Source organism: Actinomadura sp. NAK00032 (genome assembly GCF_013364275.1).
Lineage (GTDB): Bacteria > Actinomycetota > Actinomycetes > Streptosporangiales > Streptosporangiaceae > Spirillospora.
Genome location: NZ_CP054932.1, coordinates 5,120,022 through 5,145,687 on the forward strand (window position 1 = coordinate 5,120,022; position 25,666 = coordinate 5,145,687).

Below are 25,666 nucleotides of genomic sequence, written 5' to 3' on the forward strand. Positions count from 1 at the left end.
CGCGAGGCGCCGCACCGCGCGGGCCGCCGCCCTTGCGGTTCCCGGGCCCGCCCTGGCCGCCGCGGGGGCCGCCCCCGCGACGGGGCGGGGTGCCCCGCCGCCCGTTGTCGCCCCGCCGTTCGCGGCTGTCGTCGCCGCGGCCGTCCTCTTCCGCGCTCATCACGTCCGTCACTGTTCTTGAGTGTTCGTGGATACTTGCAGCCTACTTTGGCCGGAGCCCCACATGCGTCGAGGGCCGCCCCGTAAATCAGGGCGACCCTCGACCAATTCATGTCCGGCGGCGTCCTACTCTCCCACACAGTCTCCCATGCAGTACCATCGGCGCTGAAGGGCTTAACTTCCGGGTTCGGGATGGGACCGGGTGTTTCCCCTTCGCCAAAACCACCGAACGTCTCAACGCACCACCCGCACACGGGTGAGCAAATCAACGTCCAAGCCGGCAGGCTCGGAATACTTCAATTATGTGCTGCGGTTCCAGGTTGTTTCCTGAGAACCACACAGGGACGCGAACAAAATCTCGTAGCAGCGACTCGCTTTGAACGTTCAGTGTGTTCAAGCCACTCGGCCTATTAGTACCGGTCGACTCCACACGTTACCGCGCTTCCATCTCCGGCCTATCAACCCGGTCGTCTACCGGGGGCCTTACACCCACAAAGGAGTGGGAGAACTCATCTCGAGGAAGGCTTCCCGCTTAGATGCTTTCAGCGGTTATCCCGACCGAACGTAGCCAACCAGCCGTGCCCCTGGCGGGACAACTGGCACACCAGAGGTCCGTCCGTCCCGGTCCTCTCGTACTAGGGACAGACCCTCACAATTCTCCTACGCGCGCAGCGGATAGGGACCGAACTGTCTCGCGACGTTCTAAACCCAGCTCGCGTGCCGCTTTAATGGGCGAACAGCCCAACCCTTGGGACCTACTCCAGCCCCAGGATGCGACGAGCCGACATCGAGGTGCCAAACCATCCCGTCGATATGGACTCTTGGGGAAGATCAGCCTGTTATCCCCGGGGTACCTTTTAGCCGTTGAGCGACACCACTTCCACACGTAGGTGCCGGATCACTAGGCCCTGCTTTCGCACCTGCTCGACACGTCCGTCTCACAGTCAAGCTCCCTTGTGCCCTTACACTCGCCACCTGATTGCCAACCAGGCTGAGGGAACCTTTGGGCGCCTCCGTTACACTTTAGGAGGCAACCGCCCCAGTTAAACTACCCACCAGGCACTGTCCCCCACCCGGATATACGGGTGCGGGTTAGACGCTCAAAACGACCAGAGTGGTATTTCACCAACGACTCCACCGACACTGGCGTGCCGGCTTCACAGTCTCCCACCTATCCTACACAAGACGCTCCAAGCGCCAATGCCAAGCTATAGTGAAGGTCCCGGGGTCTTTCCGTCCTGCTGCGCGAAACGAGCATCTTTACTCGTACTGCAATTTCGCCGGGCCTGTGGTTGAGACAGCGGGGAAGTCGTTACGCCATTCGTGCAGGTCGGAACTTACCCGACAAGGAATTTCGCTACCTTAGGATGGTTATAGTTACCACCGCCGTTTACCGGCGCTTAGATTCTCAGCTTCGACCCCCGAAGAGATCTAACCGGTCCTCTTAACGTTCCGGCACCGGGCAGGCGTCAGTCCGTATACAGCGTCTTACGACTTCGCACGGACCTGTGTTTTTAGTAAACAGTCGCTTCCCCCTGGCCTCTGCGACCCCACCCAGCTCCGGAAGCACGTTCCTTCACCGGACGAGGCCCCCCTTCTCCCAAAGTTACGGGGGCAATTTGCCGAGTTCCTTAACCACAGTTCACCCGATCGCCTTGGTATTCTCTACCTGACCACCTGAGTCGGTTTAGGGTACGGGCCGCCAGTACACTCGCTAGAGGCTTTTCTCGACAGCATGGGATCACTCACTTCACCTAAAACGGCTCGGCATCACATCTCACCCTCATGCACCACGGATTTGCCTATGGCGCGGGCTACATGCTTACCCCGGGACAACCATCGCCCGGGCTGAGCTACCCTCCTGCGTCACCCCATCACTCACCTACTACCCCCTCGGGTCGACCGCTAGGCCCGGAAGAAGCCCGAAGGCCCCAACCAGGATTCGGGGTCTTAGCATCAGAGGGTTCAGCGTTGGCGCATACCAGCGGGTACGGGAATATCAACCCGTTGTCCATCGACTACGCCTGTCGGCCTCGCCTTAGGTCCCGACTTACCCTGGGCGGATTAGCCTGCCCCAGGAACCCTTGGTCATCCGGCGCACACGTTTCTCACGTGTGACTCGCTACTCATGCCTGCATTCTCACTCCCGCAGCCTCCACCACTCGATCACTCGGCGGCTTCACCGGCTACAGGACGCTCCCCTACCCATCAACACAAACGTGTCAATGCCACGGCTTCGGCGGTGTGCTTGAGCCCCGCTACATTGTCGGCGCGGAATCACTTGACCAGTGAGCTATTACGCACTCTTTCAAGGATGGCTGCTTCTAAGCCAACCTCCTGGTTGTCACAGCAACTCCACATCCTTTCCCACTTAGCACACGCTTAGGGGCCTTAGCCGATGATCTGGGCTGTTTCCCTCTCGACTACGAAGCTTATCCCCCGCAGTCTCACTGCCACGCTCTCACTTACCGGCATTCGGAGTTTGGCTGACGTCAGTAACCTTGTAGGGCCCATCAGCCATCCAGTAGCTCTACCTCCGGCAAGAAACACGCGACGCTGCACCTAAATGCATTTCGGGGAGAACCAGCTATCACGGAGTTTGATTGGCCTTTCACCCCTAACCACAGGTCATCCCCCAGGTTTTCAACCCTGGTGGGTTCGGGCCTCCACACCGTCTTACCGGCGCTTCACCCTGCCCATGGCTAGATCACCCCGCTTCGGGTCTACAGCATGCGACTCAAACGCCCTATTCAGACTCGCTTTCGCTACGGCTACCCGCCACCGGTTAACCTCGCCACACACCATAACTCGCAGGCTCATTCTTCAAAAGGCACGCCATCACGAACAGGAGCAAGCTCCTGAGGACGCTCTGACGGCTTGTAGGCACACGGTTTCAGGTACTATTTCACGACCCCTCACCGGGGCACTTTTCACCTTTCCCTCACGGTACTGGTCCGCTATCGGTCATCAGGAAGTATTCAGCCTTACCACGTGGTCGTGGCAGATTCACACGGGATTTCACGGGCCCCGTGCTACTCGGGAACACACCCAAGAGACACCGCAGTTTCGTCTACCGGACTCTCACCGTCTACGGTCGGCCTTCCCATGCCGTTCGACTACCACGATATTTTGTAACTCTTCGACCCAGCGGCAGCTAGATCAGGATGGTCCCACAACCCCGCACACGCAACACCTGCCGGCTATCACACGCGCACGGTTTAGGCTAATCCGCTTTCGCTCACCACTACTCACGGAATCACTATTGTTTTCTCTTCCTGCGGGTACTGAGATGTTTCACTTCCCCGCGTTCCCACCAACCTGCCTATACATTCAGCAGGCGGCGACACCCCATGACGGGTGCCAGGTTTCCCCATTCGGAAATCCCCGGATCAAAGTCTGGTTGCCGACTCCCCGAGGCATATCGCAGGCTCCCACGTCCTTCATCGGCTCCTGATGCCAAGGCATCCACCGTATGCCCTTAAAAACTTGAACACACAAAACGATCAAAACAAATCGCAGATGAGAACCCTCAACCCCACCCGAAAGCAGGATCTCGAACTCTCACCAGAGATGCTCGCGTCCACTGTGCAGTTCTCAAAAAACAACCGGGCCCACCAGCGCCGCCACGCTCATTGCGAGCGAAGCGGCGTCTGGTCCCGCAGTCCGAGGTCACCGGGCAGAGCCCGTTTCCTCAGGACCCAACAGCGTGTCCAACCTGCCGACCGCCCGGGACTCACCGTTCCCACTCCCCGAGATGGTCTCCCATCCCAGGGCGGTACTAGCTGAGCCGCACGGCCAGCAGACTGAGTAGCCAGTGCTCCACATCTATGAGCAGCCACCTGACAGACACTCGCTGTCAACAGTGGCCACCGACCTGAGCCTTCCCCGAGAGGAAGCAGCCCCGGCCAGTTGTGTGCTCCTTAGAAAGGAGGTGATCCAGCCGCACCTTCCGGTACGGCTACCTTGTTACGACTTCGTCCCAATCGCCGGCCCCACCTTCGACCGCTCCCCCCATTGCTGGTTGGGCCACGGGCTTCGGGTGTTGCCGACTTTCGTGACGTGACGGGCGGTGTGTACAAGGCCCGGGAACGTATTCACCGCAGCGTTGCTGATCTGCGATTACTAGCGACTCCGACTTCACGAAGTCGAGTTGCAGACTTCGATCCGAACTGAGACCGGCTTTAAGGGATTCGCTCCACCTCACGGTATCGCAGCCCTCTGTACCGGCCATTGTAGCATGTTTGCAGCCCAAGACATAAGGGGCATGATGACTTGACGTCATCCCCACCTTCCTCCGAGTTGACCCCGGCGGTCTCCCATGAGTCCCCACCACTACGTGCTGGCAACATGGAACGAGGGTTGCGCTCGTTGCGGGACTTAACCCAACATCTCACGACACGAGCTGACGACAGCCATGCACCACCTGTCACCGGCCCAAAAAGGACCCCGCATCTCTGCGGGATTTCCGGCGATGTCAAGCCTTGGTAAGGTTCTTCGCGTTGCGTCGAATTAAGCAACATGCTCCGCCGCTTGTGCGGGCCCCCGTCAATTCCTTTGAGTTTTAGCCTTGCGGCCGTACTCCCCAGGCGGGGCGCTTAATGCGTTAGCTACGGCGCGGAATCCGTGGAAGAACCCCACACCTAGCGCCCAACGTTTACGGCGTGGACTACCAGGGTATCTAATCCTGTTCGCTCCCCACGCTTTCGCTCCTCAGCGTCAGTACAGGCCCAGAGAACCGCCTTCGCCACCGGTGTTCCTCCCGATATCTGCGCATTTCACCGCTACACCGGGAATTCCATTCTCCCCTACCTGCCTCTAGTCTGCCCGTATCCACCGCAGACCCACGGTTAAGCCGTGGGCTTTCACGACAGACGCGACAAACCGCCTACGAGCTCTTTACGCCCAATAATTCCGGACAACGCTTGCGCCCTACGTATTACCGCGGCTGCTGGCACGTAGTTAGCCGGCGCTTCTTCTGCAGGTACCGTCACGTTAGCTTCGTCCCTGCTGAAAGAGGTTTACAACCCGAAGGCCGTCATCCCCCACGCGGCGTCGCTGCGTCAGGCTTCCGCCCATTGCGCAATATTCCCCACTGCTGCCTCCCGTAGGAGTCTGGGCCGTGTCTCAGTCCCAGTGTGACCGGTCGCCCTCTCAGGCCGGTTACCCGTCGTCGCCTTGGTAGGCCATCACCCCACCAACAAGCTGATAGGCCGCGAGCCCATCCCCAACCGAAAAACTTTCCACCGACACTCCATGCGAAGGCCGGTCATATCCGGTATTAGACCCAGTTTCCCGGGCTTATCCCAGAGTCAGGGGCAGGTTGCTCACGTGTTACTCACCCGTTCGCCGCTCGAGTACCCCCGAAGGGGCCTTTCCGCTCGACTTGCATGTGTTAAGCACGCCGCCAGCGTTCGTCCTGAGCCAGGATCAAACTCTCCATTAAGGTCCAAACGACCAACCAGGGGGCGAACCCCAGCCGGCCAAACCTCGAAGAAAATCCCAGCAAAAGCACAACTCCGAAGAGTTGCGCATTGCCTCAAAGAAATCCCCACCATCAACCCGGAAGGGCTGACGGCCACGGGGCGACCCGGACTCCCAGAAGAGAGCACCGAGCCGATAAAGGCACTGGCTTTTAACACGCTGTTGAGTTCTCAAGAAACGGACACCCACCGTGCTGGTCCCGCTTTCGCGTTTCCCGCCCCGGGGCGACTCGTCTTACTTTATCAGTTCCGGCCGGTCTGTCAATTTCGGCTTTCTCTGATAACGCCCTTCCGATTCCGCTTCCGCAGCGCCTTCCGGGCGGTGGAGCTATTTCATCAGATCCGGCCCGTTTGTCAAAACGAAGCCTTTTCTGACGCCCACCACGGCGCGGCCGACACGGCAGGACCGCGTCGACTGGTTCGGTGGTGGTTTCCCCGTCGTCCGGCCGACCGCCATGCGGGCGTCCTGCATCCGTGAGGGGGACGAGCGGTTAACTTACGTCGTCGCCGCGGCCACGTCAAATCGACGGGCCGGCCACGCGTGGGAATGTCTCACCGCCCCTCTACGCTCTCACGGTCTGAACGGAGGCTTGATCATGAGTGAGAACGGACGCGCCCTGGTTCTCGGGGGCGGTGGTGTCGCGGGGATCGCCTGGCTGACGGGGGTGCTCGCGGGGCTCGCGGGCGAGGGGGCCGACGTCACCGGCGCCGACCTGCTGCTCGGCACGTCGGCTGGCTCCGCGGTCGCCGCGCAGGTCGGCAGCGGGTTGCCCATCGGGGAGCTGCTCGCCCGCCAGGCCGATCCGGCACTGCAGAACCGGGAGCTGGTCCCGTCCGGGGGCGTGACGGTCGCCGAGTTCGGGGAGATCTGGGCACGGCTCGCCCAGGAGGACGACGACCCCGCGGCGATCCGCCGCGGGCTGGGGGCGCGGGCGCTCGCCACCGACACCGTCGACGAGGCGGCGCGGCGGGAGGTGATCGAGGCGCGCCTGCCGGTGCACGAGTGGCCGTCCAGGGAGTTGCGGGTCACGGCGGTGAACGCGCTGACGGGCGACCTCCGCGTGTTCGACCGCGGCTCGGGCGTCTCGCTGGTGGACGCGGTCGCGGCCAGCTGCGCCGTCCCGATGGTCTGGCCGCCGGTGACCATCGGCGGCATCCGCTACGTGGACGGCGGGGTGCGTTCGGTGAACAACCTCGACCTCGCGGCAGGGTACGGCCGGGTCCTGCTGATCTCGCCGATGGACGACCCGGGGCTGCCCGCCGACATCGCCACCGTGAAGGGCGCTGGCGGGCGCGTCGAGGTGATCGTCCCGGACGAGGCGGCGCTGGCGGCGTTCGGCGCCGACCCGCTTGACCCGTCCACCCGCACCCCGTCGGCGAACGCCGGCCTCGAACAGGGCAAGGCGGCGGCCGGGAAGATCGCGTCCCTCTGGGCCTGAGCAGGCAGCGTGCCGTCCTCGCACTGGCGATCGCGGGGACGGCACGCCCCTCGCGCTGGACGATCGAAGTTCAGCGCACCCCCGACCGCTCAGGTCTCCGACTGCGCCAACGCACCGTCGTGCGCTGCGCCTCTGGCCAGCGACTCGCCAGCCGGGTCGCCCAGCCGCAGCCGCACACAGGCCTGAAGGCCGCACTCGAAACTACGAGCTGACCCGCTCACCACACCGCACCGGCCTCAGGTGCGCTGGCACCCTGCCCCACTGGGCGCGGCGCCGCAGGGAGGACAGCGACCCACCAGCCGCGCCGCCCGGCCGCACCGGCAGACGAGCCTTTACCCCGCCCTGGAAGACAAGCGCACCCGCTGCCCGCACCATGCTGGCTGCACCGCACCGTCAGAAAACGGCCATCCGTTACTCGCAATACCCGGCCGAGTGGCGCTTTGGAGGAACTGCACGGGCCGCCGGCGCTGTGCGTGGACAGCGTGAACGTCAGCGTCCGCCAGCGGATGTCGATGTCGGGGTGGTGGTCGGCGTCCTCGGCGGCCCAGGCGACCCGCTGCCCGTAACACCCGAATGCTCGGCCCCTGCGCAACGCCGCCGGGCAGGACCCGCCCGAGCGGCGCCCGCGAAGGAGTGCAGGGGCCCACTGTCCGTAACACCCCGAATACTCCACGCCCGCGCAACAACGCCCAGCAGCACGGCGCACCAACCCGGGGGGCGCCCAGGAAGCTATGAGCGGGCCCGCTCCCCCGCCATCCCGGCTACACCGGCACCGCGCTGCGCTGGATGGTTAGAGTTCAGCGGGCCCGGCCGCTCAATCTCCGGCTGCTTCAACGCAGCTCCGTGCTCGGCGCGGGACCGCAGGAGAAGGCAGCGACCTGCTAGCCGTGCCGCCTGGTTGCGGTGGCGGACCAGCCTGAACGCCGCCCTGGATAAGCGAGCAGGCCCCGCGCGGTGACTCGGAGAATGCGGCGACGCCACGCCTTGGACGGCCGCACCAGCCTCGGCGGCGTTCTGGAAGGAGTGCGCGGACCTGCTGTCCGCACCGCCCGGCACCGGTCGCGGCGCGGGGCGAGGCGAGGCCCGACGTCCAGGGCGCGGGCCTGCTGCCGCACCGCCCAGAGCGGGGCAGTTTCGTAGAGGTAGAGACCTCGTGCCCTCAACGTCTGGATTCACGGGCGCGGCAGCCCTAGCGGCGTCCTGGTTGAAGTGCGCAGAGCTGTTCGTACCTGCGCCTGCGCCTGCGCCTTGCGTTGCACGGCGGCGGCGGAGTTGGGGTCGAGCCCGGTGACGAGCAGGCCGGTGACGCCGCTGGTCAGCATCTGGTCGGGGACGGTCTGGAACCGCTGGGGCCGAGCCTTCGGCGCTCGGGATGCCGGCCGCCTTGAAGGCCCGCTCGAGGTAGGGGCGGTCGAAGTTCTCCCACCGCGCGCAGGAGGCCGTGTCGGGCAGGATCACGCCGACCTTGCCCTTCGCCGCGGCGCCGCCGGAGTCGTCGCCGTCGTCCCCGCACGCGGTGAGGCTGAGCGCCGCGGCCGTCGTGAGGGGGCCTGGGGCTTCGGGGTCAGGTGAAGGAGGGTGGGCGCTTTTCGAAGTAGGCGCGGACGGCTTCGACCTGGTTGGGGCTGCCCCGGAGGGCGCCCAGGGCGCGGGACTCTTCGAGGAACTGGCCGGCGAGGTCGTGGTCGGCGGCGCGGTTCAGCAGGCGCTTGGCGCTCTGGACGGCGTCGGGGCTGTTGCCGGCTATCTCGCGGGCCAGGTCGGTCGCGGCGGCGCGGGGGTCGGCGGCGACGCGGGTGGCCAGGCCGAGGCGGGCGGCGTCCTCGCCGGAGACCGTGCGGCCGGTGAAGGTGAGCTCCTTCGCGACGTCCTCCCCCACCAGGCGGATCAGCGCGGCGGTCCCGGTCATGTCGGGGACGAGGCCCCACCGGATCTCCAGGACCGAGAGCTTCGCGTCGGGCGCGACGATGCGGATGTCGGCGCCGAGCGCGATCTGCAGGCCGCCGCCGAGGGCGTGGCCGTGGACGGCGGCGATGACGGGCTGCGGCAGTTCCCGCCAGACGTGGACGGCCTGCTGGCCGAGGTTGGTGATGCGGCCCGGTTCGCGTTCCGTGATGTCGCCGAGCAGCCGCTGCGTGCGCTCGCTCTCCCCGGTGCGGACGCCGTCGCCGGCCATGGCCGCGAAGCCGGAGAAGTCGAGGCCGGCGCAGAAGGCGCGGCCCGCGCCGGACAGGACCACGGCCCGGACGGACGGGTCGGCGGCGAGCGCGTCACCGGTCTCGGCGAGGGCGTCGAACGTGGCCATGTCGAGCGCGTTCAGCTTGTCGGGCCGGTTGAGCCGCACATCGGCGACCCCTTCGTGGACGCTCACGGTGACGCGGTCGGTCATCCCGGGCACTCCTCCGTCGTGGCGGATCGTCTCAGGGGGACGATTCCATGCCGCCCCGGGCCCGGTCGAGGGCGGGTCAGGTGACGGGGACGATGCGGGCGCCGGTGAGGCGGCCGGCGTGGATGTCGAGGAGGCCGAGGGTGCCATGCGGCTGGCGGCGGCGGTCGGTGGGCGAGCCGGGGTTGAAGATGCGGACGCCGTCGCCCGTCTCGTCCAGCGGGATGTGCGAGTGGCCGAAGACGACGAGGTCGGCGCGGGGGAACCAGCGGCGCATGCGGGCGGTGCGGCCGCGGGCCTGGCCGCTGTCGTGGACCATCGCGACCTTGAGGCCGTCGAGGTCGAGTTCGAGGCGTTCGGGGGCGCCCCAGGCGGCGACGTCGGGGCCGTCGTTGTTGCCGAGGACGGCGTGGACGGGCGCGTACCCGGCGAGTTCGTCGAGGACGGCGGCCGTGCACGCGTCGCCGGCGTGCAGAATCACGTCGGCGCCGCGCAGGTGCTCGGCCACGCGCGGCGGGCAGGACTTCCAGCGCCGGGGCGCGTGGGTGTCGGAGATGGCCACCGCTCTCATGCGCCCATTGTTCCGCACGAGGTGCGGGCCCGCGCGGCGGCTTTCGGGTGATTTTGCCACGGCGCGGCCCGGACACCGGTGGGAAACAACTGTAAGCACGATGTCATTACGTCGCGCTGACCAGTGGAGTTAGGCTCTAATTCCTCGCGATTCGTCCAGAAGGATTTCGGCCGTACGCCCCCGGTCGTTCCGACACGGCGACCCAGCACCGCGAGGACCAAGTGAGCGCGGCCGGGCCCCGGGGTGGATGATCACTCCCTTGCACCGGTCCCGGGGTCCGGCCGCCGCTCCGCGCTACGAGGTCAGGTACAGCTTGCGGTCGAAGACGCCGGATCCCGGCGTGCTCTCGCCGCGGGCCGTCCCGGCGCCGCTTCCGGTGCCGTTGGACGGGCAGAGCAGGCTGCTGCCCGACTGCCGCACGAGGGTGATGTCGTCGGACTTGCCCTGCGCGTCGTCCAGGTCCGGGAGCGGGCGGTTCGGGTTGTCGCGGTTGTAGACGTCGAAGCTGAGGCCGGGGGTGCCGGCCGTCTCGAAGCCGTAGTAGCACGTGACGGTGATGCCGAAGACCTTGCCCTCCAGTTTGAAGCGCAGGCCGCCGTTGATGGACAGGACGCCGTCGCGCCCGCCGGCGACGGGGTCGTAGGCGATCTGCCCGCTCTTGTCGGGGAGTTCGGACAGGTCGAGGTCCGAGGCGGGCGAGCTGAGGCCGTTGGAGGTCTGGCAGGCGCCGATCGACGCGGCGGTGAGCTCGCCGGCACCGGTGGACACCACCGTGCCCTGCAGGGTGGCGCCGTCGCAGGAGCCGGTGATCTGCGAGCCCAGGTAGTCGACGGAGAAGGTGAGGGGGCCGACGGTGGCGACCTGCCAGTTGCCGGAGTAGGGCGCTCCGGCGGCGGTCTCCGCGCGGACGGTGGTGGTGGCGGCGGACGCGCCGGCGGCGGTCACGGCCAGGGCGGCGGACGCGGCGGCCAGCGGCACGGCCAGCCTGGTGATGGGAGCTTTCACGGGGGATTTCCTCCTCGGGGAGAGGGTTTCATTTTTTCTACCCGAGTGATCGTGGAAATCAAGGCCCGATCCGAAATAAAATCGCGTTTTATCGAACCCCGCTAAAACTGCGGAAGGCGACGCTAAGGCGAATACGATATAGCCCGCCGAAACAGCCGTATCAGGTCGCGCGGGCGGCGGGGATCCGGGGGCCCGGCGTCACCGGTCCGCGCCGCCGGCCGTCGGCAGCCCGGCGGCGCGCCAGGCCTGGAAGCCGCCGACGATGTCGGTCGCGCGGGTGAGGCCGAGGTCGTGCAGGGACGCGGCGGCGAGGCTGGAGGTGTAGCCCGCCGAGCAGAACACGATGACGCGCAGGTCGTGGCCGGTCGCCACGGGCAGCCGGGCGTCGGACGCCGGGTCGAAGCGCCATTCCAGGACGTTGCGCTCCACGATCAGCGCGCCGGGGATCTCGCCCTCCGCGGCGCGCTGGGCGGCGGGGCGGATGTCGACCAGGACCGCGCCGCCCCCGGCCTCGGCGTGCGCCTCGTCGGGACGGACGCGGTCGAGGCGGGTGCGGGCCGCGGCGAGGATGTCGTCGATCGTCTGTGCCATGGGTCCATCATGGCGGCTTCAGGTGGCGAGCTGCGCCTCGGCGGAGGCGAGGACCTCCTGGATGCGCAGGCCGTGCGCCGCGTCCAGCGGCGGGGCGGCGCCGCCGCGGACCGCCGCGGCGAACTCGGCGACCATGGTGGCGAACGCGTCGTCGCCGAGCTGCGACCAGTCGAGGACGGCGTGCCCCTTGCGCCCGAACACCTCGACGCGGGCGGGCGGCAGTTCCCCCGTCCCCGCCATGGAGACCGACGCCTGGCTGACGGCGCCGCCCTCGTGCTCCAGCGTGAGGCCGAGCCAGCCGAGCGGGTCGCCGTGCGCGCGGACGCCCGCGACGCGGCCGAGGGAGGCGTCCAGCAGGTCGACGATGTGGGGGCCGAGGTCGAGCAGCGCGCCCTTCTCCAGCCGCCACGGGGTGGCGAACGGGCCGCCGCTCAGCACCGAGGAGACGAAGGAGCCGTAGCCGCCGAACGGGTCGAGGTCGCGTACCCGGGCGAGGAAGTCGCGGGCGGCGCGGGAGTAGCGCAGGGTGAAGACCATCTGGGAGACCACGCCCGCCTCGGCGATGGCGCCGGCCACCCGCCGGGCGCCGTCGAGGTCCATGGCGAGGGGCTTCTCCAGCAGGACGGCCTTGCCCGCGCGGGCGGCCCTGGCGGCGAGGTCGGCCTGGACGTCCGGCGGGACGGAGAAGGCGACGGCCTCGCAGGCGTCGAACAGCTCCTCGATCCGCTCGAACGAGGGCGCGCCGTGCCTGCCGGCGAGCTCGGCGGACGCCTCCGGGCGCCGCGCCCACACCCCGGCGAGCCGCGTCGCGGGCCCCGCCGCCAGCGCGGGCGCGTGCACCATCCCCGCCCACGGGCCCGCTCCGACCAGCCCCACCGCCACAGATTCACTCATGGGGCAAACCTAGACGATCTCCCCGGTGGCCGGGTCAGCCGAGCTGGACGCCGAAGAACAGCGCGGCGAGCGCGCCGACCATGCCGAGCGCGCCCCACACGGCGAGCCCGGCCTTGGACTTGGCGCGGGTGTGCAGGAACGCGGCGACCCCGGACAGCAGCACGAACACCAGCTTGACCTCCAGGGTCCGCTGCGCGGCGTCGCCCATGTCGCCCGCGCTGATGTTCCAGCCGCCGGTGAGGACGAGCACGGCGAAGGCGGGCCAGGCGACCATGTTGTAGCGGCGCGCGGCGACCTTGGTGACGCCCTCGTAGCCGCGCAGCGCCGGCACCAGCGCGCCGAGGGTGATCTGGCCGCCGACCCAGATCGTCGCGGCGAGCACATGCAGGAAGATCCGCACGTCGGCGGTGGTGAGGGCGAGCAAGGGGGTCCTCCTGGGGCGGGGTGTCGTCGGTCCTTCTGCGGGACGTTACCGCCCGTGCCGGGGCGTTCCGGCACCACCCCGTTTCTCGGGACCTTGGTCCCTAACGGCGGCGGGCGCCGGCGGCGCACCCTGGTGGCATGGAGCTCGACCACAGCGGCCTGGAGGTCCTCGGCGAGGACGAGTGCCGCGCCCTGCTGGCGGGCGCGACGATCGGGCGGATCGTGTTCACCCATCACGCGCTGCCCGCCGTCCAGCCGGTGAACTTCGCGGCCAGCGGCGGCGACATCGTGTTCCGGACGTCGCGGACGTCGCGGCTGGCCAAGGCCGCCGCCGACACGATCGTCGCGTTCGAGATCGACGAGTTCGACACCGCCGCCGAGACGGGCTGGTCGGTGGTCGCCGTCGGGCCGGCCCGGCACGTCGCCGACCCGGCCGACGCCGCCGCGCTGGCGGCGCTGCCGCTGCGCAGCTGGGCTCCGGGCGAGCGCGACCACTTCATCCGGATCCGGCCGCAGCTGATCACCGGCCGCCGGATCGGGACGGGCGCGGCCACCGCGCCCTGAGCCCCCCGCCGCGCTGTGGCCAACGTCACAGCGCTTATTGTCGCTGCGCCAATAAGGATATGGGGAGTGCGTCCGGTCCCTCCCGGGGCCGGCCGCGCTCTCCTGTCGTCGCCGCCGTCCGCGGCGACACCCCCCACAGGAAGGGATCTGATGCTGTCGTCCGACCATGCCGAGACAGTGCGGGCCACGCTGCCCGCCGTCGGCGCCCACGGTGTGGAGATCACCGGCCGGTTCTACGACTCGATGTTCGAGGCGCACCCCGAGCTGCGGCACGTCTTCAACCAGGGCAATCAGGCCAACGGCGAGCAGCGCCAGGCGCTCGCCGGCTCGGTGGCCGCGTTCGCGGCGCACCTGGTGAGCCCCGAGTCCGCGACGCCGTTCCAGCAGATGCTGCCGCGGATCGCGCACAAGCACGCCTCGCTCGGCATCCGCCCCGAGCAGTACACGATCGTCGGGCGCCACCTGCTGGACGCGGTCGCCGACGTGCTCGGCGACGCGGTGACGCCCGCGGTGCACGCGGCCTGGTCCGAGGTGTACTGGCTCTTCGCGACGCTGCTCATCGCCGAGGAGGCGCGGCTCTACCAGGACGCCGGCTGCGGACCGGCCGCCCCGTACCGGCCGTGGCGGGTCGTGGACCGGCGGGACGAGGCCGAGGACGTGTTCTCGCTCGTCCTGGAGCCCGCCGACGGCGGCGAGGTCCCCGCGCACCGCCCCGGCCAGTACGTGTCCGTCGCCGTGACGCTGCCGGACGGCCTGCGCCAGCCCCGCCAGTACACGCTGTCGCGGGCGGCGGGCGGCACGGCACAGATCACCGTCCGGCGGGTGCGGGGCGAGGACGGGGCGCCGGACGGCGCCGTCTCCGGCTACCTGTTCGAGCACGCCGCGCCCGGCGACGTGCTGGAGATGTCCCGGCCGTTCGGCGACGTCGTGGTGGACGACGGGGAGGACCCGCTCGTGCTGATCAGCGCGGGCATCGGCATCACCCCCGCCGCCGCCGTCCTCGACCACCTGGCGGCGTCGGCCCCGGACCGCCCGGTCCTCGCCGTCCACGCCGACCGGAGCCCGCGCACCCACCCGATGCGCGCGCAGACCGCCGAGGCCGGCCGCCGGATCCCCGGGTTCCGGCAGCTGACCTGGTACGAGGAGCCCGGCGACGCCGAGCTCGGCGAGGACGTCCGGCCCGGCCGGATCGACGTGGCGGCGCTGCCGCTGCCGGACAAGGCCCGGGTGTTCATGTGCGGGCCGCTGCCATTCATGCGGGACGTCCGGCAGGGGCTGCTGGACGCGGGCGTCTCCGACGAGCGCATCCACTACGAGGTGTTCGGCCCCGACCTCTGGATCCGCTGACCCCTCCCCCACATGACCGCGCTCCCACCCCGGCCTGGGGTGGGAGCGTCATCGTTCCGGGCTCGGAAGGGTCGCCTACTGGACGCGTTCCCAGCCGCGCCGCGTCTGGTGCATCCCCAGGTGCTCGTCACGGCTGCGGTAGACGATGTAGGGGCGCGTCACGTAGCCGATCGGAGCGGTGAGCATGTGCACCAGCCGCGTGAACGGCCAGACGCAGAACAGCACGAGCGCGCTCAGCGCGTGCAGCTGGAACAGGATCGGCACGCCCGTCATCAGGTCGGGGTCCGGCTGGAGGTAGAACACCGACCGGAACCACGGGGACACCGACTCGCGGTAGTTGTAGCCGCCGCCGACGACGTTCGCGGCGACCGTCGCGGCCAGCCCGAGGACGATGGTGCCGGCGAGCACCGCGTACATCATCTTGTCGTTGCGGGTCGTGGCGAGGAACACCGGCCCGACCGTCCGGCGCCGGTAGATCAGGATCGCGAGGCCGGCCAGGGTGCAGAACCCGGCGACCGTGCCGAGCACGACCGCGACCACGTGGTACATGTGCTCGGTGATGCCCACGGCCTCGGTCCAGCCGTCCGGGATGACCAGCCCGCCGACGTGGCCGAGCGCGACGACCAGGATGCCGAAGTGGAACAGCGGGCTGCCGATGCGCAGCAGGCGCCGCTCGTAGAGCTGGGACGAGCGGGTCGTCCAGCCGAACTTGTCGTAGCGGTACCGCCAGACGTGCCCGAGGACGAACACCGCGATGGCGACATAGGGCAGGACGACCCACAGCAGGGTGCTCATGAACGTGCTCCAACGGCGGGAACGACGGGATCGGGCAGGAGGACGGGGCCCGCAGCGGCCGCCTCGGCGCCGTAGGGCGCGAGGCCGACCGTCTCCTCCGGCGGGCCCTCGGCGATGAGCTTGGCCACGGCGTCCTCGGTCCGGCCGGTGAGCGGCGGCAGCGTCGCCGACACCGCGTCCAGGACGGGCGCCCACGGCGATCCGGCCTCGGTGAGGGAGAGGCGCAGCAGCTCCAGGCCGGCGCGGTGCTCGACGAGCAGCCGCCGCCCCTCCGCGAGGTCGCCGGTCGCGGCGAACTCCAGCACGACGGCCAGGTGGTCGGGCAGCTCGGCGCCGTCCAGGTCGAGCCCGGCCGCCTGGTACGCCTGCTGGAACCGCAGCAGGGCCATCCCCCGCTTGCGGGTGTCGCCGCAGGCGTAGTACGTCAGGTAGAGGCAGCACCGCTTGCGCTGGTCGAACGTGGTGACGTAGTCGGCGGCGAGCCGCTGGGGCGGCGTCGCGTCGAGATGGTCGAGGACGCGGCCGAGCGGCTCCGCGGCGGCCGCGGGCAGGGCCGCGACGGCGCGGCGCAGCAGCGGCCGCCGCGCGAGCAGCTCCTCGTCGGGGTAGCCGAGCAGCAGCGAGGCCGCCTGCCAGGCGGTGGCCAGCTCGGCGTCGCCGAAGCCGGCGGTCTTCGGGGGCTTGGTCCTCATGGCTTCGGCTCCGTTCCGTCCGCGTCCTGCCCGCGCTCGGGGAACAGCCCGGACGGCATGCCCTTGCCGTCCCAGTTGAGCAGGTTGACGCGCTTGTGCTTGTCGGCCGGGTCGACCGGGTTGTCGGAGGTCTGCCGGTCGCGCAGCATGTGGAAGTTCTCCACCGCGATCGGGTTCGGGCGCCCGGACGCCTCGCCGAACGGCCCCGAGCCGCCGCCGAGCCCGGCGCCGCCCATCCCCGGCCCGCCCTCGTAGTCCAGGCTGCACTCGGTGGCCAGCTCCTCCAGGCTGTGGGCCTGCTCGGCGTGCGCGGTCGGGATGACGTACCGCTCGTCGTACTTGGCGAGCGCCAGGAGCCGGTACATCTCGTACATCGACTCGCCGGTCATCCCGACCCCCTCGGGGATCGCCTCGTCGGCGTCGCGGCCGAGGTTGATGTCGCGCATGTAGGACCGCATCGCCGCCAGGCGGCGCAGCACGCCGTCGACGACCGCGGTGTCCCCGGCGGTGAACAGCTCCGCCAGGTACTCGACGGGGATGCGCAGCGCGTCGATCGCGGCGAACAGGTTGCCCGGGTCCTCGGCGTCGTGCCCGGTGTCGCGGACGACGTCCACGACCGGCGACAGCGGCGGGATGTACCAGACCATCGGCATCGTCCGGTACTCCGGGTGCAGCGGCAGCGCCACCTTGTAGGTGTTGATGAGCGCGTACACCGGGGACCGCTGCGCGGCCTCGATCCAGTCCCACGGGATGCCGTCCCGCTCGGCCGCCGCGATGACCCGGGGGTCGTTCGGGTCGAGGAACACGCCGCGCTGCGCCTCGTACAGGTCCTGGTCGTCGGTGGTGGACGCGGCCTCCAGCACCTTGTCGGCGTCGTAGAGCACCAGGCCGATGTAGCGCAGCCGCCCGACGCACGTCTCCGAGCACACGGTCGGGATGCCGACCTCGATGCGCGGGAAGCAGAACGTGCACTTCTCGGCCTTGCCGGTCCGGTGGTTGAAGTACATCTTCTTGTAGGGGCAGCCGGACACGCACATGCGCCAGCCGCGGCACTTGTCCTGGTCGACGAGGACGATGCCGTCCTCGGTGCGCTTGTAGATCGCGCCGGACGGGCAGGACGCCGCGCAGGACGGGTTGAGGCAGTGCTCGCAGATCCGCGGCAGGTAGAACATGAAGGTCTTGTCGAACTCCATCTTCACCTTGTCGGAGATCTTCTTGAGCAGGACGTCCTTGTCGCCGTGCTCGACGGAGCCGCCGAGGTCGTCGTCCCAGTTCGCCGACCAGGTGACCTTCATGTCCTTGCCGGACAGCAGCGACTTCGGCCGGGCGACCGGCGTGTGCTCCTGCAGCGGCGCGTTCGTGAGGGTCTCGTAGTCGTAGGTCCAGGGCTCGTAGTAGTCGTCGATCCCCGGCAGCTTGGGGTTGGAGAAGATCGTCAGCAGCTTGCGCCACCGGCCGCCGCCCTTGAGCGCGAGCCGGCCGCGCCGGTTCAGCGTCCAGCCGCCGCGCCACTTCTCCTGGTCCTCGTAGCGGCGGGGGTAGCCCTGGCCGGGGCGGGTCTCGACGTTGTTGAACCAGACGTACTCGACGCCGCTGCGGTTCGTCCACGCCTGCTTGCAGGTGACCGAGCAGGTATGGCATCCGATGCACTTGTCGAGGTTCATGACCATCGACATCTGGGCCATGACGCGCATCAGTACTGCACCTCCTGGGAGCGGCGGCGGATGACGGTGATCTCGTCGCGCTGGTTGCCGGTCGGCCCGAGGTAGTTGAACGCGAACGACAGCTGCGCGTACCCGCCGACGAGATGGCTCGGCTTGATCAGCAGCCGGGTCAGGGAGTTGTGGATGCCGCCGCGGCGGCCGGACGTCTCCGCGCGCGGGACGTCGATCAGCTTGTCCTGCGCGTGGTGCATGTACACGGTGCCCTCGGGCATCCGGTGCGTGACGATCGCGCGGGCGACGACGACGCCGTTGCGGTTGACCGCCTCGATCCAGTCGTTGTCGCGGACGCCGATCTTGGCGGCGTCGATCCCGCTCATCCAGATCACCGGGCCGCCGCGCGACAGCGACAGCATGAACAGGTTGTCCTGGTACTCGGAGTGGATCGACCACTTGTTGTGCGGGGTGAGGTACCGGACGGTCAGGCCCAGCTCCCCCGTCTCTCCCAGCTCGGGCTCGCCGAACAGGGCGGACATGTTGAGCGGCGGCCGGAACACCGGCAGCTGCTCCCCCATCTCGGCCATCCAGTCGTGGTCGAGGTAGAAGTGCTGCCGCCCGGTGAGGGTGTGCCAGGGCTTGAGCCGCTCGACGTTGATGGTGAACGGCGAGTACCGGCGCCCGCCGCTCTCCGACCCCGACCACTCCGGGGAGGTGATGACCGGGACGGGGCGGGCCTGGGTGTCGGCGAACGTGATCTGCTTGCCCTCGTGCTCGGCGGCGAGGTCGGCGAGCCGGGTCCCGGTGCGGCGCTCCACGGTCTTGAAGCCCTGGGTGGCCAGGTGCCCGTTCGTGGTGCCGGAGAAGGCGAGGATCATCTCGCAGGCGTGCACGTCCTGCTTCAGGGACGGCCGCCCGTCGGCCGGGCCGCCGCGCACGACGCCGTTCTTGTGCTTCAGGTACTCGACCTCGCGCCCGACGTCGAACGTGACGCCCTTGGTGGTGGCGCCGAGCCGTTCGGCGAGCGGGCCGAGCGCGGTCATCTTCGCCGCGACGGCCGGGTAGTCGCGCTCGACCGTGACGAGCTTCGGCATCGTCACGCCGGGGACCGGCTCGCACTCGCCCTTGGCCCAGTCGAGGACGCGGCCGTGCGGCGTCGCCATCTCGTCGGGGGTGTCGTGCAGCAGCGGCACGGCGACGACGTCCTTGCGGACGCCGAGGTGCCCCTCGGCGAGCCGGCTGAACGCGTCCGCGATGTCCTGGAAGGCCCGCCAGTCGCTGCGGGTCTGCCACGGCGGCCCGATCGCCGGGTTGAACGAGTGCACGAACGGGTGCATGTCGGTGGTGTTCAGGTCGTGCTTCTCGTACCAGGTCGCCGCGGGCAGCACGATGTCGGAGTAGACGGTGGTGCTGGTCATCCGGAAGTCCAGCGACAGCAGCAGGTCGAGCTTGCCGGCGGGTGCCTCGTCCCGCCACACGACCTCCTCCGGCCGGGCGCCAGGCGGCGCCTCCTCGGCGCGAACGGCGTCGGCGGCGCCGAGCAGGTGCCGCAGGAAGTACTCGTTGCCCTTGGCGGACGACCCGAGCAGGTTGGACCGCCACACCGTCAGGACGCGGGGGACGTTCTCCGGCGCGTCCGGGTCCTGGCAGGCGAACTTGAGCCGGCCGGCCTTCAGCTCGTCCACGATGTGCTCGCCGGCCTGCTTCCCGGCGGCCTCCGCCTCGTCGGCGAGGGTCAGCGGGTTGCGGTCGAAGGTCGGGTAGGACGGCATCCAGCCGAGCCGCGCCGCCTGCGCGATCACGTCGGCGGTGGACCGGCCGGCGAACGCGCCGCCGGCCGTCGCCGCCGACAGCGTGCCGGCGTCGAAGGGGTCGTAGCGGAACTGGTCGGTGTGCAGGTAGAAGAACGCGGTGCCGATCATCTGCCGGGGCGGGCGGGACCAGTCCAGCCCGAACGCCAGCTGCGCCCACCCGGTGACCGGGCGGCACTTCTCCTGCCCGACGTAGTGCGCCCAGCCGCCGCCGTTGACGCCCTGCCCGCCGGTCAGCGTGGTCAGCGCGAGGAACGTCCGGTAGATGGTGTCTGAGTGGAACCAGTGGTTGGTGCCCGCGCCCATGATGATCATCGAGCGGCCGCGCGTCTCCTCGGCGTTGGCGGCGTACTCGCGGCCGATCCTCTCGGCGGCCCGCGCGGGGACGCCGGTGAACGTCTCCTGCCACGCCGGGGTGCCCGGCTCGGAGGCGTCGTCGTACCCGGTCGGCCAGGTGCCGGGCAGGCCGTCGCGGCCGACGCCGTACTGCGCGAGCAGCAGGTCGAACACGGTCGTGACCAGGTGGCCGCCGACGGTGCGGACGGGGACGCCGCGCCGCAGCGTGCCGGGCGCGCCGTCGATGCCGTCGAAGCGGGCCAGCTCGATCTCGACCGCCGCGCCGCCCTCCATCGACAGCAGCGGGTCGGCGTCGCCGAGGTCGAGGTTCCACCTGCCCTCGCCGGCCTCGCCGTACCGGAACCCGAGCGACCCGTTCGGGACGAGCGGGCGCCCGGTCGCCGCGTCCAGGATCACGGTCTTGAACGCGGCGTGCTCCGACTCGGACTCGGCACCGGGCAGGTCGGCCGCGGTGAGGAACTTGCCGGGGACGTACCTGCCGTCGCGCTCCTCAAGCCGCACCAGGAACGGCAGGTCGCTGTAGCGCTTCACGTAGTCGGTGAAGTACGGGACCTGCCGGTCGACGAAGAACTCCTTGAGGACGACGTGGCCCATGGCCATCGCCAGGGCGCCGTCCGTGCCGGGCTGGGCGGCCAGCCACTCGTCGGCGAACTTGACGTTGTCGGCGTAGTCCGGGGACACGGCGACGACCTTCTGGCCCCGGTAGCGGGCCTCGGTCATCCAGTGCGCGTCCGGGGTGCGGGTCACCGGCAGGTTGGACCCCCACATGATGAGGTACCCGGCGTCCCACCAGTCGCCCGACTCCGGGACGTCGGTCTGGTCGCCGAACACCTGCGGGGACGCCACCGGCAGGTCGGCGTACCAGTCGTAGAACGACAGCATCGTCCCGCCGAGCAGCGACACGAACCGGGCGCCGGACGCGTGCGACACCATCGACATCGCCGGGATCGGGGAGAACCCGGCGACCCGGTCGGGGCCGAACTCCTTGATGGTGTGCACGTGCGCGGCGGCGATCATCTCGGTCGCCTCGTCCCAGGTCGCCCGCACCAGGCCGCCGCGCCCGCGCGCGTCCTTGTAGGCGCGCGCCCGCTCCGGGTCGGAGACGATCTCGCGCCACGCCGCCACCGGGTCGCCGGTACGCGCCCTGGCCTCGCGGTACATCTCCAGCAGGACGCCGCGCACGTACGGGTACCGCACCCGCGTCGGCGAGTAGGTGTACCAGCTGAAGGACGCGCCGCGCGGGCAGCCGCGCGGCTCGTACTCGGGGCGGTCCGGGCCGACCGACGGGTAGTCGGTCTGCTGCGCCTCCCAGGTGATGATGCCGTCCTTGACGTACACCTTCCAGGAGCAGGACCCGGTGCAGTTCACGCCGTGGGTGGAGCGCACCACCTTGTCGTGCGACCAGCGGTCGCGGTAGAAGGAGTCGGCCTCCCGGCCGCCCTTCTTGGTCACCGTCCGCAGGTCGGGCGACACGCGCGCGCGGGTGAAGTACCTACGGGTGCCCACCAGCGCGTCTTCCAGCGGACCGTCCATTCCGGGACGGCCGTCGGTGGAGCTCATCTCGGATCCCCTTCTTCTGCATCAACCGGGGCAAATCGCCCTCGGAGTGCGCCGTCCCGCCGGGGCCCCGGCGGGACGGCGCGGTGTCAGCCGTCCCCGCGCGCCGCCACGGCGCGCCGGACGGACGTGGCGGTGAACACCCCGGCCGCCGCCGCCACGAGCGCGAGCAGCAGCAGGCCGATCCGGTAGTCCCCGAGACTGCCCCAGAGCGCTCCCATCACCAGCGGCGGGACGAACCCGCCGAGCCCGCCCGCGGCGCCGACCACACCGGTGACCGCGCCGACCTTGTTCGCCGGAGCGAGCCTCGCGACCAGCGCGAACGTCGCTCCGCTCCCGGCGCCGAGCGCGGCGGCCATGGCCAGGAACGCGATGGTGCCGACCGGCATCAGCGCGGGCGCGAACGACTGGGCCACGGCGCCCGCCACCGTCACCGCGAGCGCCGCGGTCATCACCCGCACCGCGCCGATCCGGTCCGACAGCCAGCCGCCGACCGGGCGCATCACCACGGCCAGCAGCACGAAGCCCGCCATCCGGTTCGCCGCGTCCGCCTGCGACAGCCCGTACTCGGCCTTCAGGTAGGTGGGCAGGTACACCGAGAACGCCACGTAGCCGCCGAAGGCCACCGCGTACAGGGCGGACATCTGCCAGGTGACGCTCAGCCGGGCGGTCGCGGCCAGCCGCTTCGCCAGCGGCTCGGTGGGGGCGGTGCGGCCGGGGGCCTCCCGCAGCACCAGCCACGCGACGACCGCGTACACCGCGAGCAGGACCGCCATCACCTCGAACGGGAACTCCATCCCGTACCTGTCGACCTCCTTGACGGTCGTCAGCGCGCTGACGGCGGTGCCGCCCATCCCGGCGCCGAAGATCCCGACCGCGAGCCCGCGCCGCTCCGGCGGGAACCACGCGTTCACGAACGGCACCCCGATCGCGAACGCCGTCCCGCCGATGCCGAGCAGGAAGCCGCCGGCCAGCAGCGCCGGCAGCGACGAGTGCCCGGCCAGCCCGAGGTACAGCACGGGCACGATCGTGATCAGCGACACCGCGGGGAACATCACCCGCCCGCCGAACCGGTCGGTCAGCGCCCCCACCGGGATCCGCCCGAGCGACCCCACCACCACCGGCACCGCCACGAGCAGCGACTGCTCGAACGACGTCAGCTCCAGCGAGTCCTTGAACCGCGGGCCGAGCGGGCTCAGCAGCGCCCACGCCCAGAAGTTCACCGCGAACCCCAGCGTGGCCACCGCCAGCATGACCATGGGCCGCCCGGTCCCCGGCGGCCCCGGCTCCTTCACATCCCGCTCGGCCACCCCACGCACCGCTTCCATCGCTCCCGCCAGGTTCCCGTGATCGTTCCCGGACCCTCGGCGGGTAACCGTGATCGGTACCCGCCGGTCCGATCTCACCCTCGCGGAGAGCGGCGGCGCGCTGAAGGGACCTTCGTCCCGCCGACGGTCCCGTCGGCGGTCCCGTCGGCGGTCCCGTCGGCGGGACGCGGCCCGTCCAGGCGCGGCCTGTCACGCGGCCCGGCACGCGGCACGCCGACCGGGCCGGTGCGGCGGGCCCGGTCGGCGCGGTCTGGACGGCGTCCTGCTCAGACCTCCAGGATCCTCAGCGCCGCATGGCGCTCAGGGCTCAGGTAGACCTTCTGCTTGGAGCCGTCCTGCTCCAGTTCGAGCACGAACCGGTAGTGGTACAGGCCGGGGCGCGCGGTGCTCTGGATGGCGCCGGCCCAGTAGTAGTAGACGGGCGTGTACGGCGACCGCATGAGGTCGGGCGCCCCGTAGATCTTCAACTCGGTGGTGACGCGGCGCTCGGCGACGTCCTCCTCGTCGCCCTTCTCGGTGTCCAGGAACACCAGGTTGCTGATCTTCGGCATCGGCGGCCAGGTGCCGTCCGGCCGCTTCTCCATCTCCACCGGCCGGATGATCCAGTTGATGACCTGCCCCTGCTTGCAGACCGTCTCCAGGTGGTCGGTGCCCTGCCCGGTGCCGCCGAGGCTGTTGTCCATCATGAACAGGGCGTCCTTGAGCGACCCGGTGGACGTCGCGCGCTCCATGTTCACCAGGGTCACGATGTTGAGCTGGACGGAGTTCAGCTGGCCGCGCTCGTCCGAGCGCTCGGCGCCGCGCGGGGTGCTCATGACCGCTCCTTCGCCGCGCCGGCCCGGCCGGCGGCGGTGGCCGGGCCGGTCAGCGCCGGCGTCGACAGGGCGAACGGCTCGGTGAGGGTGCCGAGCCGGAACTTCAGCCGGTAGGAGACCGGCTCGGTGACGGCCTTCTTCACCGTGCCGGTCCAGAACACGATGTCGGTGCCCGGGAACACCCTGCGCTCCGGCTCGCAGACCTTCGCGTCGATCACGATGTCGTCGAGGGAGGCGTAGGTCTCGCACTCCAGCACGACGACGTTCCAGATGAGCTGGTCGCCGGCCCGCACCGTCGTGCGCAGCCGCTCGGTGCCGAAGCCGGTCGACCCGGCGGACTTGTTGGTGTCGTAGAGGTAGACGTTGTGGTCCAGCGAGCCGGACGCGATGATCGCGACCGGGTCCACCACGGAGACGATCGTGACGGGACGCGCCGTCCTGGCCTCGGCGGGTCTTGACCTCGGGGGCATGGGCTCCTCCGTTTCGGGTGCGGGGCGCGGGCCGCGGGCTGCGGGTACGGGCTGCGGGCCGCGGGCTATGACGGCGGGACGGCCGGCATGGGCAGGTAGCCCAGCCCCGCCCCGGTGAACGCGTTGCGCTTGGGCTCGGCCGTGACCCGGATGGCCGACGGCCAGGTCATGTCGACCGACTCCCAGACGGGCTCGCCGTTGCGGTACACCAGCTCGTGGAGCTGGATGTGCATCGTGTAGGAGTAGGTGCCCGGACGGGCCGTGTCGACCGTCGCCGACCAGTACCAGCCGTCGGACACCATGTCCGGGGAGCCGTACTGCGCCGGGTAGATGATCTTCTCGTCCACCGCCTCGCCGGTGAGGTCGGTGATGATCGGCGGGGGGTAGTTGTAGGCGGCGTCCTCCCCGGTGACGGGGTTGCCGGTCACGTCGAGGACCTTGGCGCTGGCCAGGCCGCGGCTGCCGCGCGGCCGGCGGGCGTGCGTGCCGACCCGGCGGCGCAGGTGCTCCAGGTCGGCGGTGGTGTCCACGGACGGGTCCGGGGCCCGGTCGGCGACGGTGCCGATCGCCTCCAGCGCCTCCCGGTCGATGGCCTCCGCCCGGTCGGAGTGGTAGCTGCGCGGCACGGTCGGCGGGATGGAGCCGAGGCTCGCCAGCGCCCAGTTCAGCACCTGCTCGGTGCCCTGCGACCCGTCGCTCCAGTACGTGCCGGGGATCGCGGTGACCAGGTCCTCGGTCCCGTCGCCGGTGGAGCCGAGGAACTTCATGTTGTCGAAGAGGTAGATGTTGCCCTTGAGCTTCCGGTCCTGGAGCGCGCCGGCGATGTCGACCATCACGATGATCGCTTGCTGCTGTGCCATGGGTCCGCCTTCGGGTCGGGGGTCACGCGCACATGAGCGCGGCGGTGTCGAGGCCCAGCACGCTGTTCGGGCCCTCGTGCATCTGGAGTTCGAGCCGGTACCCGTAGCGCGCGCCGGGCACGAGGTGGGCGGGGACGATCCCGGACCAGACCAGGACGTCCGGGGTCTTGCCCTCCGCCTCGCCGCCCGGCCCGCCGCCTCCGGCGGGGGCCGCGCCCGGGGCGCCGGGGAACGAGATGCTCCGGATCTCGACCGGTGTCTGCACGTCCACGGCGACGGCGCTCCACTGGACGACCTGGCCCGGGACGACCACGGTGCACAGGTCCGTGGTGCCCTGCCCGGCGCTGTCGAACTGCCCGTCGTCCAACAGCGAGAGGTTCCCGTTGTGGAGGGTCCCGTCCGACAGCGCTCCGACGACGTCCACGAGGACGACGATGTTGACGTTCGGTTTCATTTCTGCGCTC

General features: G+C 69.6%; 19 protein-coding genes, 3 rRNA genes and 1 pseudogene. 3 read left to right on the forward strand and 20 right to left on the reverse strand.

The annotated features are described in order from the left end of the window. Nucleotides 1–272 precede the first annotated feature (272 nt). The 3 genes from rrf to HUT06_RS23870 form a co-directional block, all read right to left on the reverse strand. Nucleotides 273–389, reverse strand: a 5S ribosomal RNA gene (gene rrf / locus HUT06_RS23860). 159 nt (nt 390–548) lie between these two features. Next, a 23S ribosomal RNA gene (locus HUT06_RS23865) occupies nt 549–3,651 on the reverse strand. 432 nt (nt 3,652–4,083) lie between these two features. Continuing rightward, a 16S ribosomal RNA gene (locus HUT06_RS23870) occupies nt 4,084–5,602 on the reverse strand. Together the 16S, 23S and 5S rRNA genes form the textbook arrangement of a ribosomal RNA operon. Before the next feature lie 633 nt (nt 5,603–6,235). On the opposite strand from HUT06_RS23870, the gene HUT06_RS23875 reads away from it, so the two are divergent. Continuing rightward, on the forward strand, nt 6,236–7,078 hold the full coding sequence (locus HUT06_RS23875) for a patatin-like phospholipase family protein (protein WP_176197768.1): 843 nt from the start codon (nt 6,236–6,238) through the stop codon (nt 7,076–7,078). Between the two features lie 457 nt (nt 7,079–7,535). On the opposite strand, the pseudogene HUT06_RS44700 reads toward HUT06_RS23875, so the two are convergent. From HUT06_RS44700 to HUT06_RS23915, 8 genes and pseudogenes are all read right to left on the reverse strand, one after another. Continuing rightward, nucleotides 7,536–7,634: pseudogene (locus HUT06_RS44700) on the reverse strand (4a-hydroxytetrahydrobiopterin dehydratase); the annotation flags it as partial. A gap of 616 nt (nt 7,635–8,250) precedes the next feature. Further along, on the reverse strand, nt 8,251–8,400 hold the full coding sequence (locus tag HUT06_RS23885; RefSeq protein WP_176197769.1) for a hypothetical protein: 150 nt from the start codon (nt 8,398–8,400) through the stop codon (nt 8,251–8,253). Between the two features lie 242 nt (nt 8,401–8,642). Further along, complete coding sequence (locus HUT06_RS23890; RefSeq protein WP_176197770.1) at nt 8,643–9,467, reverse strand: crotonase/enoyl-CoA hydratase family protein; 825 nt, start codon at nt 9,465–9,467, stop codon at nt 8,643–8,645. 76 nt (nt 9,468–9,543) lie between these two features. Beyond that, a complete protein-coding gene (locus HUT06_RS23895; protein WP_176197771.1) occupies nt 9,544–10,035 on the reverse strand; it encodes a metallophosphoesterase family protein in 492 nt (163 codons plus the stop codon). A 294-nt stretch (nt 10,036–10,329) separates the two neighbouring features. Next, nucleotides 10,330–11,040, reverse strand: coding sequence for a hypothetical protein (locus tag HUT06_RS23900; RefSeq protein ID WP_176197772.1), 711 nt, complete (start codon nt 11,038–11,040; stop codon nt 10,330–10,332). Nucleotides 11,041–11,238: 198 nt separating this feature from the next. Further along, nucleotides 11,239–11,631 (reverse strand): rhodanese-like domain-containing protein, encoded by a 393-nt coding sequence (locus HUT06_RS23905; protein WP_176197773.1) that lies wholly within the window; start codon nt 11,629–11,631, stop codon nt 11,239–11,241. Between the two features lie 18 nt (nt 11,632–11,649). Further along, nucleotides 11,650–12,525 carry a Gfo/Idh/MocA family protein gene (locus HUT06_RS23910; protein WP_176197774.1) on the reverse strand — a complete coding sequence of 292 codons (876 nt, stop codon included), beginning with the start codon at nt 12,523–12,525 and terminating at the stop codon, nt 11,650–11,652. Between the two features lie 34 nt (nt 12,526–12,559). Further along, the gene (locus HUT06_RS23915) at nt 12,560–12,949 is read right to left on the reverse strand and encodes a hypothetical protein (protein WP_176197775.1); all 390 of its coding nucleotides are present in this window, start codon (nt 12,947–12,949) and stop codon (nt 12,560–12,562) included. A gap of 137 nt (nt 12,950–13,086) precedes the next feature. Here HUT06_RS23915 and HUT06_RS23920 point away from each other — a divergent pair, with 137 nt between their 5' ends. Both HUT06_RS23920 and HUT06_RS23925 read left to right on the forward strand, forming a co-directional pair. Then, nucleotides 13,087–13,512, forward strand: a complete 426-nt coding sequence (locus tag HUT06_RS23920) for a pyridoxamine 5'-phosphate oxidase family protein (protein ID WP_176197776.1) — start codon at nt 13,087–13,089, stop codon at nt 13,510–13,512. Between the two features lie 150 nt (nt 13,513–13,662). After that, nucleotides 13,663–14,859 carry a globin domain-containing protein gene (locus HUT06_RS23925; protein ID WP_176197777.1) on the forward strand — a complete coding sequence of 399 codons (1,197 nt, stop codon included), beginning with the start codon at nt 13,663–13,665 and terminating at the stop codon, nt 14,857–14,859. 75 nt (nt 14,860–14,934) lie between these two features. Here HUT06_RS23925 and narI read toward each other — a convergent pair whose 3' ends face one another. From narI to HUT06_RS23970, 9 genes are all read right to left on the reverse strand, one after another. Next, nucleotides 14,935–15,654 (reverse strand): respiratory nitrate reductase subunit gamma, encoded by a 720-nt coding sequence (gene narI / locus HUT06_RS23930; protein WP_176197778.1) that lies wholly within the window; start codon nt 15,652–15,654, stop codon nt 14,935–14,937. Then, nucleotides 15,651–16,346 carry a nitrate reductase molybdenum cofactor assembly chaperone gene (narJ, locus tag HUT06_RS23935; RefSeq protein WP_176197779.1) on the reverse strand — a complete coding sequence of 232 codons (696 nt, stop codon included), beginning with the start codon at nt 16,344–16,346 and terminating at the stop codon, nt 15,651–15,653. The genes narI and narJ overlap by 4 nt, the downstream gene beginning before the upstream one ends. Next, nucleotides 16,343–18,040 (reverse strand): nitrate reductase subunit beta, encoded by a 1,698-nt coding sequence (narH, locus tag HUT06_RS23940; RefSeq protein ID WP_176197780.1) that lies wholly within the window; start codon nt 18,038–18,040, stop codon nt 16,343–16,345. Before narH ends, narJ begins: the two co-directional genes overlap by 4 nt. Then, nucleotides 18,040–21,732 carry a nitrate reductase subunit alpha gene (locus HUT06_RS23945; protein ID WP_176197781.1) on the reverse strand — a complete coding sequence of 1,231 codons (3,693 nt, stop codon included), beginning with the start codon at nt 21,730–21,732 and terminating at the stop codon, nt 18,040–18,042. Before HUT06_RS23945 ends, narH begins: the two co-directional genes overlap by 1 nt. 86 nt (nt 21,733–21,818) lie before the next feature. After that, the gene (locus HUT06_RS23950) at nt 21,819–23,057 is read right to left on the reverse strand and encodes a nitrate/nitrite transporter (RefSeq protein WP_368406987.1); all 1,239 of its coding nucleotides are present in this window, start codon (nt 23,055–23,057) and stop codon (nt 21,819–21,821) included. 266 nt (nt 23,058–23,323) lie between these two features. Next, complete coding sequence (locus tag HUT06_RS23955) at nt 23,324–23,872, reverse strand: hypothetical protein (RefSeq protein WP_176197782.1); 549 nt, start codon at nt 23,870–23,872, stop codon at nt 23,324–23,326. Beyond that, on the reverse strand, nt 23,869–24,342 hold the full coding sequence (locus HUT06_RS23960; protein WP_176197783.1) for a hypothetical protein: 474 nt from the start codon (nt 24,340–24,342) through the stop codon (nt 23,869–23,871). The genes HUT06_RS23955 and HUT06_RS23960 overlap by 4 nt, the downstream gene beginning before the upstream one ends. Before the next feature lie 65 nt (nt 24,343–24,407). After that, complete coding sequence (locus HUT06_RS23965) at nt 24,408–25,202, reverse strand: hypothetical protein (protein ID WP_176197784.1); 795 nt, start codon at nt 25,200–25,202, stop codon at nt 24,408–24,410. Nucleotides 25,203–25,224: 22 nt separating this feature from the next. Beyond that, on the reverse strand, nt 25,225–25,656 hold the full coding sequence (locus tag HUT06_RS23970; protein ID WP_176197785.1) for a hypothetical protein: 432 nt from the start codon (nt 25,654–25,656) through the stop codon (nt 25,225–25,227). Nucleotides 25,657–25,666 lie beyond the last annotated feature (10 nt).